The following is a 20,232-nucleotide window of genomic DNA, read 5'->3' as shown; positions in this document are numbered from 1 at the left end:
ACAGGGAGAGGAAAGGTGGCTCAGAGCTTTCCGTCGGCGGCGGCCTGCATGAACGTTGCGTCATAGCGCAGCTTCACGTTGGCCTTGTCGCCGAACACGCTCTTGTCCGGGAACTCGATGCCAATCGCCTCTGCGGATTTCGCGTCCTTGCCGAGAAGAGCTTTGTCGAACAGGAACTTTGCGACGAGTTCGTTCTTGCCCTTGATGTCGGCCCCGGAGGTGAAGGCGAGGGCGTCGGCCGGCGTGGAGAAAAGCTTGGTGGTCTTGAGCTGCTCGTCGAAGCCGGCGACATCCGTGCCGGAGGCCTTGGCCATGTGCTCCTTGGCTTCCTTCTTGGAGGCAAGCTCGGTCATCGTCTCGTACCAGATGCCGGCGAGGGCCTTGCCGAAATCCGGATTGTCTTTGACGACTTCTGTGTTGGCAACCAGGAGGTCGATGATCTCGCCGGGGATCTGCGAGCTGTCGTAAACGGCCTTTGCGTCCGGAGATTCGAGGATCGTCGAGACGATCGGCTTCCAGGTCACCACGGCCGTAACGTCGGCCGTCTTGTAGGCGGATGCCATGTCGGCATCGGACGTGTTGAGAACCTTCACGTCCTTCTCGGCGAGCTTCACGCTTTCGAGCGCACGCGCGAGCAGATAGTGGGAGACCGAGAACTCGACGAGATTGACGGTCTGCCCCTTGATGTCGGCGAGCTTGTCCTTGCCCTTTAGAATGATCGCGTCGTTGCCGTTCGAGTAGTCGCCGACGATGACGGCTGTCGTGTCGACGCCGCCGGCAGCGGGGATCGAGAGTGCGTCCATGTTGGTGAGCGTGACCGCGTCGAAGGCGCCGGCCGTGTACTGGTTGATGGATTCCACGTAGTCGTTGAACTGTTTCACCTCGATGGTGATGCCGTATTTGTCGGCCCACTTCTTGACGATGCCGGTGTCGGCGGCATAGCCCCACGGCATCCAGCCGACGTAGATCGACCACGCAACCTTGAAGTCTTTCTTCGGGGCGGCCTCAGCCGACGGCATGACGAGCGCCAGGCTCGCCGCCACGGCAACAGCGCTTTGGAGAAGCTTGGAGATAGACCTGTTCATGAAGAACCCCTGTGCTGACGACACCAAACAGTCGATGGCAGGGGCATCGGGACGAACGGATGGCGCAAGACGCACACGAGGAGGCCTTCCGTTCGAGAGCCGAAACTCCCTGCGGTATAGGTCTCCCGGGCTTTTATCCCGCCGTGGCTTCGCTCGGGCTTGGGCGCGAACGAGAGCGCCTCTCTCGGACCAGCGTCGCCGAATTGCGCGGCAACCGGAACCCTAGAGGCATTATGCAAAGCTTAATTGCACAGGGCATGCCAAGCGGGATAAGCCTGTTTTATTGGGTTTTTTGGAAACGGCATCACGCTTGGGTGCCGCCATTTCCATCTCTGTGAGCAGATCTTAGGCAGCGGCGCGAAGCAAACGGCTGCGGTTTGCATCGACTGCCGTATTCGGCTCGACGACCCGTTCGCAGGGGATGCCATGCCAGCGCGTGAGCGCCGGAAGCTGCTCGCCCTTCATGAGCACGGACAACGCTCCGAGCACCGAGCCGTCGAGCATCTGCGTGCCGTAGAGAACGGTGGCCATGTTTCCGACCGAGCAGTCGTTTCCGATGGAGAGGCGGTCGGACTTGAAGATGCGATCCTCGAACAGATGGGTCTGTACAGTGCAGCCGACGTTGAGCGACGCCCTGTCTCCGATCTCGACGAGATCGAACTCCGAAAAGAGCGTGGTCTCGATGAAGCACCACTTGCCGACCTTGCAGCCCATCATGCGCAGGCACGGGGCAATCAACGGGCTGCCCATCAGCGGCTGCATCGCGCCCGCCGCCACCATCTCGTACACGCCATTCACGAGCTCGTTGTGCCAGACGAAACGCGACCACAGCGGCTTGACGACCGGCGTGTGCGCGCCGGTGACGAGCTTCTTGATAAGCGCCGTCAATACAACCGAAACGAACGCGAGCAGGGTGGCGACGATCGGCATCGCGCCGATGACGTACCAGGTTGGGATCGTCCGGAACGACGCCACCAGAAACGCGACGAAGGCAACGCCGCAGGCGACAGTCACCACGCCGGGCAGCAGAATGCGCGCGGCATCCGTCAGCGCCCGCTCGATGCGCATGAGCAAGCTCGGCGCGAAGATCTGGGCGTCCGCGAACGTGTTGACCTTCTGCGTGTTGGGCAGCGTGAAGCCCGGCGCGCCGAGCCAGCGCGTGCCGTTCGGAACGATTGGCGTGTCCGCCGGCGGCGTCGAGGAGACGCCGATCAGAACATCGTCGCCAATGGTGTGGCCGCCGGTCACGACGGCGCTGTTGCCGATGAAGGTGCGCGAGCCGATCCGGACCGGAGCGATTTCGAGCGTGCCGTTATGGATGCGCTCGCCGCCCACGACGCAGGCATCGGCAAGAAAGCTTCCGTCGCCCACTTCGAGCACGTCGGGGCAAATGTGCGAGACGGTCGAGATCTCCACGCCATTGCCGATCTTTGCGCCGAACGCCCGCAGAAGCCGCGGGAAATAGACCGTGGCATACACCGGCATCAGGATCGTCTTGGTGTTCTCGAGCAGATAGGCGGAGAACCAATGGCGCAGGTAAGTGACGCTATAGATCGACTTGGTGCCGGCTCCGAGCGGTCCGATCAGCCGCTTCAGGAGAATAGCGCCCTGTACGTAGGAGAAGAGCCAGACGGGGATGCCTGCGAATGCAGCCGCGATGCCCCACCATGGACCGCCAAGGTACAGGCTGCCTAGCACGAGCGCGACGGCCGGAAGGGTCGTCAGGATCAGGAAGTAGCCCATGACGTAGATGAGGCCGAGATGCAGCGTGCCGTAGAACGCGCGCGTCATGGCAAGGCCAGCTCGCCGCAGCCACGTGGAAGGAGGCGTTTCTCGGCTGCTCGTCGGAACCGGAACTTCGGCGGGCAGCGCCGGAATGCCGCGACGCGCTTCGCCGGCCGCCATCTCGATGCCGTCGGCCAGGAGAGACATGTCGTCGAGGCGTGCTCCGTCGCCCATGCGCGCGCCGAGCCCGATCGAGCACTGCATGCCGATGAAGCATTCCTTGCCGATCGTGACCGGAGCGATCACGAGATAACCACCCTCGACGCGATAGCCGAGGATCTGCGTCTCGATGCCGACGCTCGTGTCGTCGCCGATCGTCACCATGTCGAATGCGGTGCACAGGTGCGTCGATAGCGTAACGTTGCGGCCGATATTGGCGCCCATGGCCCGCCAATAGAGGCTCATCAGCGGCGTGCCTTTAAACATCTCGGCCCAGGCGATAACCTGGAACCGGTTCGCGATCCACCAGCGCAGATAGTAAAAGCTCCAGACCGGGTAGCGACCGGGCTTGTAACGGCCCACCACGATCCACTTCACGGCGATGCTCAACAGCAGGAAAAACGGCCAGACCGTAAATCCGACCACGGTCGTGATCGCGGCCGCGACGAACCAGTCGACGTGCCCGTCGATCACGCTCGTCATGATGAGCACGGTATATGTGAGCGGCGCTGCAAGCAGGCCGTAGAGTGCGGTTGCGACCAGCGCCTGAAGCGTCGCCGTCGTCCACCGCACCAGGGGATGCACGCTGTTGAAGGCAGCTTCACCCGGCGCCGCCTGATCGGACGCGGTCTCGCAATCCTGCGGTTCGACCTCCGTGACGTCGTCGCGGTCGGAACGGGGCTGCTCCGTCTCGCGGATGTGGGAGGCAAGCGCGCGGATCGTGCGATGCGCGTAGACGTCGCGTACCGAAAGATGGGTGAGGCCCGTGCTCCGGCGCATCAGCGTCAGCGCCTGGGCCGCGAGCATGGAATGGCCGCCGAGGTCGACGAAGAAGTCGGATACCACGGAAATCTCGGACAGGCGGAAGGTCTCCTGCCAAGCGTCCGCGATGTTGCGCTCGATGTCGTCGGCGGGCGCCACGATGGTATGGGCCGAGACCAGCGGCTTTTGCGGAAGCGGCAGGCTTTTGCGATCGATCTTTCCGCTCGCCATCATCGGCAGAACGTCGAGCACGTCGAGGTATTGCGGCACCATGTAGGGCGGCAGCCGCTCCCTTAAAAGAGCGTTGAGGCTATCGCGATCGAGCGCGGCGCCTCCGCCGTCGCAGACCACGTAGGCCGCGAGTTCCTTGAGCGTGTCGGTATCGACCACGCGCGCTGCTGCAGCCTTGATCGAAGGATGCATCATCAGCACGGCTTCGATCTCGGAGAGCTCCACGCGGAAGCCGCGGATTTTGACGAGATCGTCCAGCCGGCCGACGAAGTACAACTCGCCATGCTCGCCGAGACGGACATGGTCGTGGGTTCTGTAGAGGCGGGAGGTTCCGGTTGGGTCGAACGGATCCGGAATGAAGCGCTGGGCGGTGAGGTCCGGCAGGTTCATGTATCCGCGCGCGACAGCAGCGCCGCCGATATACAATTCACCCGAAGCACCGGGCTCGACCGGATGCATGTCCTCGTCGAGAACGTACGCCGCATAGCCGGGCAGCGCCGCGCCAATGCTGACAACCTCGCCGGGCGCGCACGCGGTCCATGTCGCGACGACGGTAGCCTCGGTCGGGCCGTAGGTGTTGAGCAACCGGCGATCGGGTTTCGCCCAGCGTGCGACGAGCTCGCTCGAGCAGACTTCGCCGCCGAGCACGAGCGTATGAACGGTCGGAAGCTCGCGATCGATCATCGCGAGCATCGTGGGCACGGTCGAGAAGTAGGTGATCTCGTGTTCGTTGATGAAATCGGCGACGTCGCCGGGAGAGGTCATGACCTCTTCGCTCGGCACGACAAGCGTGCCGCCGCGCGAGAAGGCGGCCCAGATTTCTTCGACGGAGGCGTCGAACGCGGTCGAGAAGCCCTGGTAGATACGGTCTTTCGCGGTTATTTTGTAAACCGTGCGCAGGCTCCTGACGAACGTGGCCGCGTTGCGGTGCTCGATCATCACGCCCTTGGGGCGTCCGGTGGAGCCGGACGTATAGATCACGTAGCAGAGGTCGCTGGGATCGATCGCGCGGCGCGGCTCGGGCGGCGTGGTCGGCAGCCGGGCGATCGCGCCGCTTTCGAGGTCGAGCCTGAGGAGGCGCGTCGCAACGGCGCCGTCGAGCGTTTCGGCGAGGTCGTGTTCCGTGATGACGTCGGTCGCGCGCGAGTCCTCGAGAATGGCGCGAATACGCTCGAGCGGAACCTTGGGGTCGATGGGGACGTAGCCGGCGCCGGCTTTGAGAATGCCGAGCATGGCGGCGAAAAGCCGGGGAGATTTCTTGAGATAAAGCGCGACGAGGTCGCCCGGGCCGACACCACGCGCGACGAGGCTGTGGGCGATCTGGTTCGCCTGGTGATCGAGATCGGCGTAGCTCAGCGCTTCGTCGGCGAATTCAATTGCGGACTTGTTCGGACGCAGCTCGACCTGCGCCTCGAAAAAGAGGTGCAGGAGGCGGGCCGACGACAGCTTGTGCGCGCGTCGTGTTTGGGCTCCCCAGCCTGTATTGAGCATTGACATGCGCCTCGTTGGGCGAGGCACAATCGATCTCGTTGCCGCTGTCGGGGGTGACAGCAGCTTGCAGGAGCTTCGATTGTGCGGGATCGTCTAGGTTGTGCGCCGCGCGGCCGGACACTCGGCAAGGCAGCTCGAACTCAGGCGGTCATCCTCGGTCTCGGTTTCTAGTTTCGAGACGAAGGGAGCAAGGCGTATGCCAGGGGTTTTCGAGGGGGATCTGCCAACGGGCGCCACCATCCGGTCTTGTCCGGTCTGGAGAGCCGAAAGCCCTTGTCTTATGGTCGTTTGCAGGAAGAAAAGCAGCTTTGGCCTGCACAACTCGGCTGCATTAGAGGCCGCATAGAGCGGCCAAAAGCACGAGTGAGGGCAGGGCGCGGGCCACGCCGAAATGGGGCAAATGTCCTAGCCTGGAACGCCAAATGGTGAACGCGTACGGGTTTGACGCAACCCGGCGGAAGCGCACGGGCGAGAGGGCTCGGGGTCGTCTTGCCCTGCTGAAATCAGCGGCCATTTTAAGATTAACTACGGCGAACCGGAGCAGCTCCGTGTCCGTTCCGGCAATGTGGGTGGGCGTAAGGCCGCGTTATGCCCGATACGTTCTGACAGCTAGCGAGAGAGATGTGTTGCGCGTGGTTGTCATATGGAAGGCTGTCGCACTTTTCCTTTTCGCGGGCTGCAACGTGGCCGTCGCACATATTGCGGATGATGACGTGAGCGGAATGAAGAAAGGCTACGACGTTCGTGGCACCAGCCTGGTTCCGGTCTATCCGCAAGGCTATGCGTGCTCGCCGTTGACATCGCTCTATGCGAGCTGGGTGGATGTGGACGGGTCGCACCGCCAGGAGATTCACACCGGCGTCGACGGTGGCCGTCTGGGCGAATGGATCCTCGCGCCGGGGCCCGGCGTCGTGAAAGCCGTATGGGAAGCCAACTGGGGCTGGGGCAACGAGGGCGCCCTGCTCCTGGTTCACAAGGCATCCGAGCTGAATTTGGACGACGGCGCGCCGTTCTACTACACCGTCTACGATCACCTTCGCTACGACGAGATCAAGCATCTCCAGGTTGGTCAGAAGGTGCCCCGGGGAATGCAATTGGCCCGCGTTTCCCGTCCCGGAGGTCACGCGAAGTATCTGCCGGAAGTCCATTGGGAGGTGTGGGAGGCCGATGCCGACCGTCTCACCTGGACCACCAATCGCTTTGGCGGCCGCGAATGGCGCAACAGAAGCGCGAGGCTGATCGACCCGCTCTATATGCTCGGCCTACATGAACCGCCTGAGGATGATCGTTCGGTCTCGGTCGTCCCGTTCGACCCCGCGGCCGACTACCGGACGTTCCCCGGGTTTACCTACATCTTCGACTGTCCGAAATCCTGAGAACGTCTTCAGGAGCAGGGAAAGCGCGCGTCGGTGATCCGACAACTGGCATTCGAATTGCACTTCGGGATCTCAACGTCGGTCGTTGTTCCGAAGAGGAGCTGAAAATGCGTCGTTCGAGTGTTGCCCCGGTCCTGAAACCAGTCCTGAAATACGCGCGCGGTGTTGCTGTCTGTGCGTTTGCTGCTCTTGCCCTGCAGTCGAGCGTGGCTTTGTCGGAAAATGCGTCTCAAGCCGGTTCGGCCGCGGACGTCGGCACCGTGTGGTGGTCCGAGCTCGTCAGCAGCGACCCGGCCCGCAGCCGCGAGTTCTATGCGGCGGTTGCCGGATGGTCGTCGAAAATCGTCGCGTCCAACGACACCTCCCGTCCCCCCAATCCCGGCGAGACCGAATACACCGTCTTCACGCACGAAGGCCAGGAAGTGGCCGGCGCAACCAATCCCGAGGGAACCGGTGCCGAGGGCGTCCGGCCTGGTTGGATCGCTTACATTCAGGTTGCCAATGTCGACAACGCGGTGATGGAGGCATTGAAGAAGGGGGGCAAGGTTCTCAAAGCGCCCTTCGATGCCATCAATGTTGGGCGGCTTGCGATCGTTGCCGATCCGGATGGCGTGCCCGTCGGGCTTGTCACGCCGAACGTGACCGCACCGGTGAACTGAGCTCCGGCGAATCGATATCGCGCACGGAGTTGTGCATCCCTCGATTCATGAGGATGCGCGAATCACTTTGCGTGCTATACGCCGAATCGACTCACTCTCACGAACCCATGTCTGCCCGCACAAGCACGGATTGTTTTCTAGCGGGCGGCTGTATTGCAGGTTCGAGAGCGTGGCGCGAGAGACGCGTTCAATAGCCGAATAGCAACATAGAATATCTTCCGCTCGACATTAGAGCGTGAATCACGGGTTTGTAGCTCCATATCGCTTGCGGTGGAAATTAGTCCTTGCGTTTTCCTGAGCGCGGCAATGCACGGGGGAATTGCTTATGAATATGCGCAAGGTGACTTCGATCGTAGGTGGCTTGTCGCTCGCAATGGCGAGCAGTGCGGCCTTCGCGGACGGAATGCCGTCCTTGAAGGATACGGTCGCGCCGGCGGCGCCGACATGGTCGGGTCCGTACTTCGGTGCCAGCATCGGCTACGGCCACAACGACTCCAAAAACAATTATCGCGACTCCAGCGGCGATCGCTCATCGGTCAGCGAAGACGCCGACGGCGGTCTCGTCTCGCTGGTCTGGGGCGTCGATTGCCAGGTTTGGGAACGCTACGTCATCGGCGCATTTATTGACGTCGACTGGTCCAACATCGAGCGCGGCGATCGCGGCGACGGCATGGTCATCGATCGCTCCTTCGCCATCGGCGGTCGGTTCGGCGCTCTGCTCACGCCCAATACGCTTGCTTTCGTGACCGCCGGTTACACGCGCGCCCACTTCGACAACGACGGTTGGTGGGATATCGAGAACAGCGGCGTGATCGCGCCCGGAAAGAACTCCGTCTACTTTGACGGTTATTTCCTCGGCGGCGGCCTCGAAACGAGGCTCGGTAACAACTTCTACCTGCGCGGCGAAGTCCGTTACAGCAAGTATGACGAAGAGACCACCAACGCGGGCACACTCTTCGGTGTCGACTACGTCGACAAGGAAGATCCCGAGCTCTGGACCGGCCGCATTGGCCTGATCTACAAGCTTGGCCGCGGCGAGCCTTTCCATGGCTCGGAGTACGGCTCTAGCGGCACCACCAAGGCCATCACCTACGGCGGTATCGACGTCGCGAAGGACATCTGGTCGCTCTACTCCGGCGGTGTCTACGCGCTCAACGGTGACTTCTCGCGCAGTGGTCTCGTCGCACGCACCTTCGGCATCTACTCCGACTATTCGTACGGCCCCGGCGGCGACGACATCGACGCCAAGGATCGCTTGGTCGACGTGATGCTCGGTTACCTCCATTACTTCGGCACCACGAGCGCCATCGCATATGTCGGTATGGAAGTCCGCGACATCGACCTCTCGCCGGATGACCCGACCAACGACATTCGCGGAACCGAGACCGGCTTCAAGGTGGCCTTCGAACTCGAGACGGGTGACGACAAGCCCTACTACGTCGGCCTCGACACCAGCTACTCGACTGCGTTCGACACCTTCTACGGACAGCTCCGTGTCGGTGCCAACCGCAACGGCGTGAAGTTCGGCCCCGAAGGCGAGATCTGGAGCGAAGAGGGCGACGCCACGACCCGCCTCGGTGCCTTCGTGATGTTCCCCTTCCAGCTGTCTCCGAGACTGCCCTTGGACGTGTCCATCGCCGGCGGTTATCAGTGGGTTGAGGACGACGACAACGGCTTCACGGGTGGAGCGCACGGTGGCGAAGGCGCCTACGTCAACTCCTACGTCAAGTTCTCCTTCTAACGTGATCGGGGCCTAGCGCCCGGACACACACTTCGATCAAACGGCCCGTCGCACCATGCGGCGGGCCGTTTTCCGTTTCCAGCGAAGGCATCCCTTCAGACTTGCACACTACAATAATTATTGTAGTATTGCGTGATGAAACAAGAAGCAGCCGTTGCGATGCTCGCTGCCTTGGCGCAGGAGCACCGCTTGAAGATGTTTCGATTGCTGGTGAACAAGGGTCCGTCCGGCCTGCCTTCCTCCGAGATCGCGGACGCAGTCGGCATCAGTCCGACGGGCGCATCCTTTCATCTCAAGGAGCTGGAGCAGGCCGGTCTCATCGTGGCGACGCGGCAAGGACGTTTCATCCGCTATGCGATCCACGTCGATGGCATGCGTCGGCTGCTGACCTATCTGACCGAGGATTGCTGCCAGGGGCAGCCCGAGCTGTGCGGCGCGATCTTCAAGTCAGCAAAAACAGTCTGCAAGTAAGGGAGGCTTATGATGAGCGCTTCGCAACCCCGCGACCTTGACGATATCGGACGCGACGCACCCTCGGCGCACGAGCACGTGCGGTCCTGATGGAAAGTCCGACACGAACGCAACGGCTGCTCGCGGAAGCGTTCGGCACAAGCCTGCTGCTCGCTGCCGTAATCGGCTCCGGCATCATGGGCGAACGGCTGGCCGGCGGCAACGAGGCGATCGCCCTGCTTGGTAATACAGTGTCGACGGGCGCGATCCTGATCGTCCTCATCACGATGCTCGCGCCGATTTCCGGCGCGCATCTCAATCCCGCCGTAACCGCCGCATTCCTCCTCAAAGGCGACATCTCGCTCCGCGATGCGGCCGGGTATGGGATCGCGCAGGTCGCGGGTGCCGTGATCGGCGTATGGGCCGCACACGCGATGTTCGATTTGCCAGTGATGCAGCTCTCGATGAAGGCCCGCGAGGGTGCGTCCCAGGGCTTTTCCGAATGGGTCGCGACGCTCGGCCTCGTGGCGACGATCCTACTGACGACACGGGCCAAACCGTTGGCGGTGCCCACGTCCGTCGGGCTCTACATCACGGCGGCCTACTGGTTCACGGCCTCGACGTCATTCGCGAACCCGGCGGTGACGCTGGCCCGGGCGTTCTCGGACACCTTTGCGGGTATCGATCTCGCCAGCGTGCCACTGTTCATTGCGGCGCAGTTCGTCGGTGCGCTGTCGGCGCTCGCACTCGTGCGGCTGCTCGTCGGACGGGAAAGCCAACACGCGCCCGGATTGCTGATGTCCGGCGAGGAGAAGTACGAAATATGACCGTCACCATTTATCACAACCCCGCCTGCGGCACCTCGCGCAACACGCTGGCCATGATCTGTCAGAGCGGAGAGGAGCCACGCGTCATCGAGTATCTGAAGACGCCGCCCGGTCGCGACGAGTTGATCGGTCTCCTCCGCGCCATGGGGATTACGCCGCGCGAGCTTCTGCGCCAGAAGGGAACGCCCTATGACGAGCTTGGGCTTGGGGATGCGAAGTGGAGCGATGACGAACTGATCGACGCCATGCTGGCGCACCCGATCCTAATCAACCGGCCAATCGTCGTAACGCCGCTCGGCGCGCGTCTCTGCCGGCCGTCGGAGCAGGTTCTCGACATCCTGCCGAACCCCGACATCGGCCCCTTCACGAAAGACGATGGCGAGGTCGTGATCAACGAGAAGGGGGAGCGCGTTGTCTAGAGCATTTTCCGACATGCCTGTCCCGGACATGATCCGGGATGGCTTCCGGTTCGTCGAAAGAAAATGCGACCAAACAAGAATCTAGAGCGCGGCTCCGATTCCGGAGGATCGGAACGTGCTCTAGGTAGCGAGCGGCACGAGGCGCATGAACAGTTTCACTTGCTCAACGGTCCGCTGATCACGGTCACATTCAGGCGCGCGGTGCCTTGCTTGATGAAGCCGAGCTGCTCGGCGGCGGCGCGCGAGACATCGAGCATACGCCCCTTCTTGTAGGGCCCGGAGTTGTTCACGCGCACAAGCGCGGTGGACTCGGTCTTGGGGTTGCGCAACACCAGGATCGTGCCGTTTGGATAGACGGGACTTGCAGCGTTGTCGGGAAGATCCGCGCGAAAATCCTCGCCGGACGACAAGGCCGTGCAGGGGTTGTGCTTGTCGACCTTGCAATCGTCATAGTAGGAGGCCGTGACAACCTCCTCGTATCCGACCAGCGTGTCCATTTCCGCAAGCGTCTTCACCCGATGGCAAACGCCATTGTAGCAGTAGGTCGCCCCGGGCGCTTTGGCGAAGGCAAGGCTGGCGAGGGCACTCAGGCCGATGCTCCCGGCAGCGAGAGCGAAGGTGAGAGACGATAGGGCGTAGCGTGCGGTCTTCATGTCGCGGCAGAGCATCCCGTGCTGTTGAGGGGCGAGGACTACTTTTGAAAGTGATTCTGAGCCGTTAATGAGGCAGCCTCCGCGCCCGGCAGTGCGTCATCTCGCCCAGCTGAAAAGGGGCCGGACCGGCGCTCGTCCGCTGGCCTGCGGCGGGAGAACCACAGCTGAGGCGCTGAGGCTCGGCAAAAGACTGGACAAGAGAATAAGCGCCGCCGTGCCTGACGAGGCCCGCGCGTCTTGACCCGGACCCTCGAACCCCCCAAAAGACTGGGGCACGCGCCCGTAGCTCAGTCGGATAGAGCACCTGCCTTCTAAGCAGGGGGTCACAGGTTCGAATCCTGTCGGGCGCGCCAGCAGCCTAGCAGGCCGCAGCACAACATCGCGCAGATCTTGGCCGGGGTGGAAGTCGCCCCCTGAGTCGGCTGTTGAACCAATAGCGGCCATGAAGGTGATTTCGGCGCAGGGTCAGCTCAGGACCATGATTGCATCTGCGCGAGTGCCAGCAGTTCGCTTAACGTGCTCGGCATTGTGATACAATTTCATCATGGCAAAGCTCGTATTCGGAATGAACATGTCGTTGGACGGCTACGTCGACCACGACCACGATGCATTCGCGCCTGATCCGGTGCTGTTCAAGTATTTCATTGAGCAGACGCGCAAAGCCGCCGGCAGCATCTATGGGCGCGGCCTCTACGAGCTGATGCGCTATTGGGATGGGGACAATTGGGACCAGGACGATCCGGCGATGGGCGGCGATTTGCGTGCGTTCGCGGAAGCGTGGCGGGCCATGCCGAAATGGGTGGTGTCGCGTTCGCTCAAATCGGTGGGGCCGAATGCGAGGTTGATCGGCGATGATGTAGAGGCGGCAGTGCGAAAGCTGAAGGCCGATCTCGTCGGCGAGATCGAGGTCGGCGGTCCGAAGCTCGCCGCAAGCCTAACCGAGATCGGGCTGATCGATGAGTACCAGCTCTTTCTTCATCCCGTCGTACTTGGTCGCGGCAGGCCATTCTTCGTAGGTCCCCAACCGCGGCTCCGACTCGTGGCCGGCGATCGCATTGGCGAGAGCGTGATCAAGCTAAAGTACGTTCCTGCCTAATCAGCAAGGTCTCGCATCTGGCTGCTTCAAGTGGCCGACGCGATGGGCCAGGAAACGGACCAACTTTTCGGCCAGCGGCACGAACCGTTCGATGTCAGCAAAGGGTCATGAGCCGCCATGGAGCGGGCCACTCCAAATGGAAGCTACGCATTTATCAGCCGACCCGCGATGACGCGGCCAACGGTTTCGTCTTTTCGCATCCGCTCAGCATCTGGCGGCTGCTCTCACCACCGATACCGCAAGCTGCCGAGGATTGTGCGGCCCTGATCCTGGTAGCAGTAGTCGCTCGAGCAGGTGTCGACTAGCTTGTCGAAGACGTTGCTGACGTTGAGCTGCAGGCGGGCGCCTTCAAATTGCGGCGAGAGACCGACAAGATCGTAATGCATGGCGGCATCCACAATTCCGCGAGCGCCGTTCTCGAACGTATTGCGATCGTTTCCGAAGCTCGTACCCGTGTAGCGGACGCCTGAGCCGAAACCGAGGCCACGAAAGGCGCCGTCGCTCACTGTGTAATAGCCCCAGACCGACAACAAATGCCTCGGCGTGCTGCTGGGCGTGTTTCCGACCGCCGACTCGCCGTTCTCGTCAATGCCTTCCAGGATCTTCATGTCGACATACGTATAAGACGCCTGAAGGCTCAAGCCGTTGGTGAGCGTCGTGATGCCCTCGATCTCGAAACCGCGCGAGCGCACCCGGCCGCGCTGAACGTAGCCGTCAATGAGAGGATTGGGATCGTAAAAGGTGCCGCCCTCCTGTTCGATGTTGAACAGCGCGGCATTGAGCGAGGCATTGTATCCCGGCACGAGATACTTCACGCCGATCTCCTCCGACTCTGCGGTCGTGGGGTCGAACACCTTGCCTGTCCTTGCGTCGGTGCCTGCATTGGGAACGAACGAGGTGCCCCAGGCGATGTACGGTGCAAGGCCGGAGTCGAAGAGATAGGTGAGCCCCGTGCGGCCAGACAAGGCTTTGTCGTTGCCGTCCTCCTCACCCTCGGTTTCCGTGCTCACCCAGTCGTGCCGGCCGCTCAGGGTTAGGACCCACTTGTCGAGTTTGATCTGATCCTGGAGATAGGCGCCAACCTGAAGCTGGTTCTGCTTCGTGACGGAGCTGATCGGAGGCACCGGAATGAATTGTTGCCCGTAGTTGAAATCAATGAGCGGCAGCGCAGTCTCGTATCCGGTACCTTCTTTGAAAGTGATGTAGCCGATGTCGACGCCCGCCAGAACCGTATGCTGAAGCGCGCTCGTGCTGAACTTCGCTTCGACCTGGTTGTCCATGTTCAAGGCGTGGAAGCTGCTCCGTACGGAGCCCGCCGAGCGCGAAAACTCATCCGGTGCCAAGGGCTGCGGAGTGTACAAGGTATCGTCGATATCGATGTACGCTGACTCTTCGCTCAGGTGCTCATAGCGCGCCTTCTGGCGCACGGTGATGCCGTTCGCGACCCGCCGCTCGAACTCGTAGCCGACACGTTCCTGGGTCTGGTCATAGAATTCGAAGCCGGGGTCTCCCGACCAGATGTTCGTGCGGCGCGTGTGGTCAGGATCGCTGCGGTCCTGAAACCATGCGGTGTTGGAGCCGATTTTGAGATCCATGTACTCACCGAAGACGGTCAGCTTGGTATCGGAATCGATTTTGAAAGTGAACGCAGGCGCCAAGTAAATGCGATCGTCCGGGATGCCCCAGTATTGCGTATCGCTGTCGCGCACGACGCCGGTAAAACGATAGAGGACGTTGTTATTCGAAGGGGCGGGGCCGGAGAAGTCGAAATTGCCCTGGAAGCGATCGTGATTGCCCATCACGTATTCGACTTCGTTGAACGGGGTCTCGGTTGGCCGCTTGGTGTACATGTCGATGATGCCGCCGGCGTTGCTCGAGCCGTAAAGAGCACCCGACGGTCCACGCAGCGCCGTCACGCTATCGAGACCGTACATCTCCGTCTTGAACTGGCCGAAGCCGCTGTTGAGCTGGCGCAGGCCGTCGCGATAGACGCCTGTGTTGGTCGCATCAAAACCGCGAATGTAGAAGCTGTCGAAGCGCGGGTCGAAGCCGGACTGGTTGATGCGCACACCCGGCACATAGGCGAGCGAATCTCCGAGGCTCAGCGGTTTGCGATCCTCGAGCTGCTGGCGAGTAACGGTCGAAATCGATTGCGGCACCTCTTGAAGCGGCGTGTCGGTCTTGGTGCCGACAGTGCCGTCCTTGACCACGTAGCCGTTGACGGCACCCGCGCGCGTGCTGCTTCCGTCGCTTGGCTTCGGCGCCGAAGGTTCTGCTTGGGCGGCGGTTGAAGTCGTTTGCGACGGTGGGGTCTTGGTTTTCTTCTGAGCTTTGGCTTTTTTCGCCCCGCTCGTGGTCACCTCGAGCGGAGGAAGCGCTGTGCTCGCGGGGTCCTGCTTGGCCGGAGCTGCGGCCGGCCCAGCGTCTTGGCTGAATGCCGCCTCTGCGCCGAGCGAAAGCATGATGGGCAGCACCATCGAGGCGCGCTTCAAAGTGCTGATGTTCATCGGCCCCCCGGCTCGAAACGTGTTGGCAGGTTGGCTTGCCCCACACTGGATCGCGCGGTCGGGCTGGCTAGTCGCTACGGACGGTATAAACCGTAGGTATATAGATCTTCATAGTCAACTTTGAAGCACGCCAACGTGTTGCAAAGCTGCATCAAAAGCGAATGTAGCGCTTGGGCCGTTAGGAGCGAGACGAGAGGGAATTTTACGTGCGTTATTGCTGGGTCGGTCTGCTGATCGCCGTAGTCCTGGTTGTTGGCGTGAGCGTTATTGGGCAGCCCAGAGATCGGGCGCCTCCACGGCGCTAGCTCGCCTGCCGCCCTGCGATGATGTCCCAGGCGGCATTGATCTGCTTGAGCCGATGCTCGCGGTTTTTGCGGTCCTCCGCGTCGCGTGCGTGGTCGGGATGCCAGCTCAGCCGCAAGCCATCGATGATTTTCTTGATCGCGGCTTCGTTGACGTCCGGCGCAACACCCATGCCCAGGATCGTCATCGCCTCTTCGCGGGTCGTGGGCATGGCGTCACTCACGGGAACCGGCGGTCCGGCAGGGAAATGCGGCGTCAACGCGTGATTGGCTTCTGGCTTGGGCATCGGCACGAGCGCGCGATCGGCGCGGGGCTGATCGTTGGCACCCAGCGACACGGCGGAGATGTCGCGAGCGAGCAGGGGATCGCTGCCCCGGCGCAGGAAAAGAAAGCCGAGCAGTGCGAGCGCTGCGAAGGCGCCGATCGAAATCATCGCCATGTTGGAGCTGAGCAGCCCTGCGGGTGCGGCCCCGGGAGGCGTCGAAAGCTCGGTGTGTTCGTGCGTGGGCGCCGGATCGGGCGCGGTCGCGCCGCTGCCGGCCACCTCGATATTGGTTTCAATCACCTCAGTCTTCTCCGGCGCTTTTGCGGGCGCCTGGCCACTGTTGATGATCTCAGGGATGATGGGAGTGAGCCCCGAAGGCGTCAACGCGGGGGAAGGATCTGTCTTTTCCGGCTCGGGCTTCGCCTTTGCCTCCGACGGTCGATCCGCATGCGCCGCTGCAACTTTCGTATCGGCCGAATTTTTAGTCTCCGAGGGAGCCGGCGCCGATGGAGCAGCTGGCGTTTCGGCTTTCTTTGGCGCGGGCACGGGCTGCGGAGCGGGTACCTCGCTGCGGTGAGGTTTGCTCTTCGCTGGGCGCTCGGCCGCTGGCTGTTCGGGAGCCGCATCGGCGACAGCGCCACGCGGCGCTTGATCGGCGACGAAAATGCCATCGAGACCCAGCATCGGGGCAAACCCGGCCGGCATCGCGACCGTCACGCGTCGAGCTCTGTCCAGCTGCTCGGCGCAGAATTCGTCGAGCCTGCCGAACCGCCGGTCCTCCACGTCTCGCTCGCGGGCGCATGGCGAGCCGGGTGGCAAGCTCCAGCGGGGCGGCATTTCGACTTCGAGCCGCCCGTCTCTGGCAACGAACGCACGGCCTCGGTTGACGTCTTCGGCCGCCGCGACAACCTCAGTCCAGGGAACGCGCCGTCCGCCGCAGTCGAGATCGAAACGATGCACGGTCCAGCGCTGGCACATGTCCGGGTTCTCGGTCGAGCAGGCGCGAAACTCCCGCTGCTCGCGCCGTCCGATCACCGCATGGCCCTGGTTCTCCGACGGGGTCAGCACCGGATAGCCACCGGCGACGCGGCAGGAATAGGGCATGACCAGAAGCTCGTCGGCGCGCGCGCCGAGCGAAGATGCGACGAGCGTGCACGCGATCGAGGACAACAGGCAGCCGAGGAGTCTGAATAGGGGCATGAGGCGTCGGTCCGGCGTTCGGAAAGCCTCCTATAGACGCCAGACCTGGGCGTATTTGCGGCGCCGCAACACGAAATATGAAATGCGTTACAAGACCTTGCGGAAATCGACGCGGAAGCTTTCCCAGCTGCGCGCTTCAGGGAAACCTTTCAAGCCTCCCGGCACCCGACTTCGCCCGGCACGGGGCCGCTTTGCGGCACGAGGCGTTTCTTCGTGCACTGGGCGACGAGCAGGATGCGCAGCCCGTTCTCACGCTCTTTCCACTCGGCCTTTCCGGCGAGGTTTTCGAGCTCCATCGGGTCCGCCGTGACGTTGTACATTTCGTACTCGTTCGGCGCCGGCTGGGTCTTGATGCGCTCCTCGTATATGCGCCGAGCGCTGCCCGGATCGTCGCCCTCGCGTCCCTTGAACTTGATGACGACGTCGCGCACGCCATCGTTACCCGGCGTCCCCGGCGCGCTCCAGTAGCGCGGATGATCGAAATAGCGCGAGTACTTCCAGATCTCCCCGTCGACCTCCGCAATCACCGTCTCGACGTGGTTTGGCTGCGCGACGGAATCGTAGGGGAGGCCGATGAAGTTCTTCTGGTCGAGGCCGCGGCTTGGGTCGTCGTCGCTCATGAAGTAGATCGGCTCGGCAAGTTTCTCCGGTCCGACTTCGCCGCGGATCAAGCTGGAAAGGTCGCGCCCGACGAGAGGTGCCGGATCGGTGAATGCGGGCGCGATTGCTTCGCGCGTTGCATTGTGGTCGATGCCGGCGAGCCCGAGCAACGTCGGCACGATATCGATATGGCTGGTCGGGATCGGCACGGTGCGCGCCGTGTTTTTTTGTCCGGGCAGTGCGACGACAAGCGGGACGCGCAGCGCTTCCTCGTAGGCCATGTACCACTTCTGGAACTGGCCGCCGTGCGCGCCGAGCAGGTCGCCATGATCGGACGTGAAGATGATGATGGTGTCGTCGCGGAAGCGTGACGCCTCGAGCGCCGCGAGCACTTCGCCAAGATGGCGATCCACGTCGGCATGCAGACGGTAATAGAGCCGGAAATAGTCCTTGCTCGCGTTGCTCGGCTGCATGAACTGGCTATAGGCGTCGCGATAGGACTTTTGGCACGACGGCTTCTCGTCGAGCTTCTCGAGCCGCGTGCGCGCGAACAGCGCCCGGTCGAACACGTCCTCGGGCACCGTTTCCGGTACGCTGAAGTCGTATTGTTCCTGAAGCTTGGCGGAGAGGCTGGTGACGAAGCCCCACAGCGCGATGTCGTGCGGGTTGGTGAACGACGCCATCAGAAACCACGGGCTGTCGTCCGAGGCAGCGTCGAGATCCTTGAGCTGTTTGACCACCTGCTGCGAGATGGCGGGATCGCGGCCCTGCTTGCCGGGCGCTGCAGACGATCCGGAGCGCAATGGATCTGGGCCGTGCGGCTCGGGCCCGACCCAGCCCGAGAAGCCGAACGGATCGAGCGTATCGGCCTTGAGGTAGAGGCCTTCCTTCGTCGGATCGGTCACGCCATTGGCGTCGTAGCTGGCGATGACCTGCTCCGTACCCGGCACCCTAAGGTCGGCTTCGGTGGCGTGCCACTTGCCCTTCCAGAACGTGCGATAGCCGGCATGGCGCAGATAGTGGCCGAGCGTCGGCACCGAGCCGGGCTGCAGCCAGTGCATGTCCGGATCGTTGGCGGCCTTCGCCGCTCCGTCGGTGTTCGCGGCGCCGTGCAGCGACGGATAGTGCCCGGTGTAGAGCGAGGTGCGGCTCGGCACGCAGGCGACCGACGCGACGTAATGGCGTTCGAAGCTTACGCCGCCGGCGGCGAGGCGGCCCTGGGCGGGAAGGTACTTCGCACGAAATTCCTTGAGCGCCGCACTCTCGTAGACGGTCGGAAAACGCTGCTCGTCGACCAGCAGGAACAGGATGTTGGGTTTGCGCGGGGTCGGGGGGACGGCAGCCGGCTGAGCAGCGAGCGACTCCGTGGCCTTGAGCCCTGCCGCGCCGGCGGCACCGGCGAGCCCCAGCTTCAAGGCGCTCCGTCGGGTCACGCCGACGTCTTGCTCGGACATTTGCTGTCTCCCTCCCCCGGGGGCTTCTCTTTATTGGGCCGGGAGTATGGCGGCCCGGCTCCGGGCCGCGCAATAGGGAACCATGCGTAGTGGTCAGCCGTGCGACAGAGGCCCGCCTCGTTCCGCGGTTGGCACCGTCGCTTCCGAACAGTGCTCGAATTCGAGTTCGACGGTCGCGTGCCCAACCCCGTAGTGGGTTTTGAGGTGCTTCTTGATTGCGGCCGCAACTTTCTCCGGCGCGAGCGACTGATCGATCCGCGCATGCAGCGTGATGACCGGCCGCTCCTGGCTGATCGACCAGGCATGAACATGATGCACGTCGAGTACCGAGGGAACCGACGCCTTGAGGTCTTCGCCGATCTTGTGCACGTCGAGCCCTGGCGGTGTTCCCTCGAGCAGGATGTGCGCGCTGTCGCGGACGATGCGCCAAGCCGAGCCCAAAATTAGCACTGCGACCAGCACCGAAAGAATGGGGTCGATCGGTGTCCATCCCGTTGTGAGAATGACGAGCGCGGCGGCGAGTGCCGCGACCGAGCCCAGGAGATCGCCGATGACGTGCAGCGCGGCCGCGCGCATGTTGAGATTGGTCCGGTCACCTCCATGCAGCAGCCAGAACGCGAGCACGTTGACGGCGAGGCCCGCAAGCGCGACCCATAGCATCACGCCACCGAGCACGGTTCCCGGATCGCGGAGGCGATGGGCGGCTTCGAAGACGATCCAGGCGGCAATTGCGAACAGCGCGAGGCCGTTGCCGAATGCCACCAGCACGCCGAAGCGGTCGTATCCGTAAGAGCGATGTTTGTCGGCCGGCCGTCGCGCGAGACGAAACCCGAGCCACGCGAGCGCGAGCCCCGCGCTGTCGGTCAGCATGTGCCCGGCGTCGGCAATCAGCGCAAGCGATCCTGAAATCAGGCCGCCGGCCAATTCGGCGATCATGAAGCCGCCGGTCAGAAGTGCGGCGAGCCCGATCCGCCGCTCGCTTGCACCAGCGCCGTGGCTATGGCCCTCGTGGCCATGCCCGTGACGATGTCCGGCGTGATCGTGGTGGTCTCCGCCAGCGCCCTCATGCGAATGCCCCTTTGAATCGGAGTGCGAATGGGAGTGCGTGTGCATAGGCCATAAACCCGTATCGCGCCGAATTGTTCGGTCGACATGAAGGACGGCGTATC

At 62.7% G+C, this 20,232-nt stretch carries 14 protein-coding genes, 1 tRNA gene and 1 riboswitch; of the genes, 8 read left to right on the top strand and 7 right to left on the bottom strand.

The genetic code is table 11. The features are described from left to right. Positions 1–20 precede the first annotated feature (20 nt). Both RCO24_RS01130 and RCO24_RS01125 read right to left on the bottom strand, forming a co-directional pair. Positions 21–1,019: a putative urea ABC transporter substrate-binding protein gene (locus RCO24_RS01130; RefSeq protein WP_374990918.1), complete on the bottom strand. Its 999-nt coding sequence runs from the start codon at positions 1,017–1,019 to the stop codon at positions 21–23. Positions 1,020–1,205: 186 nt separating this feature from the next. Continuing rightward, positions 1,206–1,322, bottom strand: a riboswitch (guanidine-I (ykkC/yxkD leader). 108 nt (positions 1,323–1,430) lie between these two features. Next, positions 1,431–5,513, bottom strand: coding sequence for a Pls/PosA family non-ribosomal peptide synthetase (locus RCO24_RS01125; RefSeq protein ID WP_308959514.1), 4,083 nt, complete (start codon positions 5,511–5,513; stop codon positions 1,431–1,433). A 722-nt stretch (positions 5,514–6,235) separates the two neighbouring features. On the opposite strand from RCO24_RS01125, the gene RCO24_RS01120 reads away from it, so the two are divergent. The 6 genes from RCO24_RS01120 to arsC all read left to right on the top strand — a co-directional run bounded on the left by RCO24_RS01120 (position 6,236) and on the right by arsC (position 10,985). Then, positions 6,236–6,889, top strand: coding sequence for a M23 family metallopeptidase (locus RCO24_RS01120; RefSeq protein ID WP_374990917.1), 654 nt, complete (start codon positions 6,236–6,238; stop codon positions 6,887–6,889). Between the two features lie 107 nt (positions 6,890–6,996). Further along, on the top strand, positions 6,997–7,548 hold the full coding sequence (locus RCO24_RS01115; RefSeq protein ID WP_308959512.1) for a VOC family protein: 552 nt from the start codon (positions 6,997–6,999) through the stop codon (positions 7,546–7,548). A gap of 325 nt (positions 7,549–7,873) precedes the next feature. Continuing rightward, positions 7,874–9,289: a cellulose biosynthesis protein BcsS gene (gene bcsS / locus RCO24_RS01110; RefSeq protein ID WP_308959511.1), complete on the top strand. Its 1,416-nt coding sequence runs from the start codon at positions 7,874–7,876 to the stop codon at positions 9,287–9,289. Between the two features lie 135 nt (positions 9,290–9,424). After that, a complete protein-coding gene (locus RCO24_RS01105; protein ID WP_308959510.1) occupies positions 9,425–9,760 on the top strand; it encodes a metalloregulator ArsR/SmtB family transcription factor in 336 nt (111 codons plus the stop codon). Between the two features lie 89 nt (positions 9,761–9,849). Continuing rightward, positions 9,850–10,566, top strand: a complete 717-nt coding sequence (locus tag RCO24_RS01100; protein WP_308959509.1) for an MIP/aquaporin family protein — start codon at positions 9,850–9,852, stop codon at positions 10,564–10,566. Further along, positions 10,563–10,985, top strand: coding sequence for an arsenate reductase (glutaredoxin) (gene arsC, locus RCO24_RS01095; RefSeq protein WP_308959508.1), 423 nt, complete (start codon positions 10,563–10,565; stop codon positions 10,983–10,985). The genes RCO24_RS01100 and arsC overlap by 4 nt, the downstream gene beginning before the upstream one ends. Positions 10,986–11,140: 155 nt before the next feature. Here arsC and RCO24_RS01090 read toward each other — a convergent pair whose 3' ends face one another. Further along, entirely contained in the window at positions 11,141–11,638 is a 498-nt protein-coding gene (locus tag RCO24_RS01090) for a septal ring lytic transglycosylase RlpA family protein (protein WP_308959507.1), read from the bottom strand. 276 nt (positions 11,639–11,914) lie between these two features. Between RCO24_RS01090 and RCO24_RS01085 the strand changes: the two genes are divergently transcribed. Both RCO24_RS01085 and RCO24_RS01080 read left to right on the top strand, forming a co-directional pair. Continuing rightward, positions 11,915–11,991: transfer RNA gene (locus RCO24_RS01085), tRNA-Arg, on the top strand. Positions 11,992–12,182: 191 nt separating this feature from the next. Next, positions 12,183–12,734, top strand: a complete 552-nt coding sequence (locus tag RCO24_RS01080) for a dihydrofolate reductase family protein (protein WP_308959506.1) — start codon at positions 12,183–12,185, stop codon at positions 12,732–12,734. A gap of 224 nt (positions 12,735–12,958) precedes the next feature. Here the strand turns inward: RCO24_RS01080 and RCO24_RS01075 are convergent, their stop codons facing one another. From RCO24_RS01075 to RCO24_RS01060, 4 genes are all read right to left on the bottom strand, one after another. Beyond that, complete coding sequence (locus RCO24_RS01075; RefSeq protein WP_308959505.1) at positions 12,959–15,241, bottom strand: TonB-dependent siderophore receptor; 2,283 nt, start codon at positions 15,239–15,241, stop codon at positions 12,959–12,961. A gap of 301 nt (positions 15,242–15,542) precedes the next feature. Further along, a complete protein-coding gene (locus RCO24_RS01070; RefSeq protein WP_308959504.1) occupies positions 15,543–17,009 on the bottom strand; it encodes a J domain-containing protein in 1,467 nt (488 codons plus the stop codon). A gap of 149 nt (positions 17,010–17,158) precedes the next feature. Further along, positions 17,159–19,063 carry a sulfatase-like hydrolase/transferase gene (locus RCO24_RS01065; RefSeq protein ID WP_308959503.1) on the bottom strand — a complete coding sequence of 635 codons (1,905 nt, stop codon included), beginning with the start codon at positions 19,061–19,063 and terminating at the stop codon, positions 17,159–17,161. A 93-nt stretch (positions 19,064–19,156) separates the two neighbouring features. After that, positions 19,157–20,176, bottom strand: coding sequence for a cation diffusion facilitator family transporter (locus RCO24_RS01060; protein WP_308959502.1), 1,020 nt, complete (start codon positions 20,174–20,176; stop codon positions 19,157–19,159). Between the last annotated feature and the right edge of the window lie 56 nt (positions 20,177–20,232).

It is taken from the genome of Hyphomicrobium sp. LHD-15, from assembly GCF_031157355.1.
GTDB lineage: Bacteria > Pseudomonadota > Alphaproteobacteria > Rhizobiales > Hyphomicrobiaceae > Hyphomicrobium_C.
The sequence above is the reverse complement of the archived record's forward strand: the minus strand, read 5'-3'. Positions and strand labels throughout refer to the sequence as shown.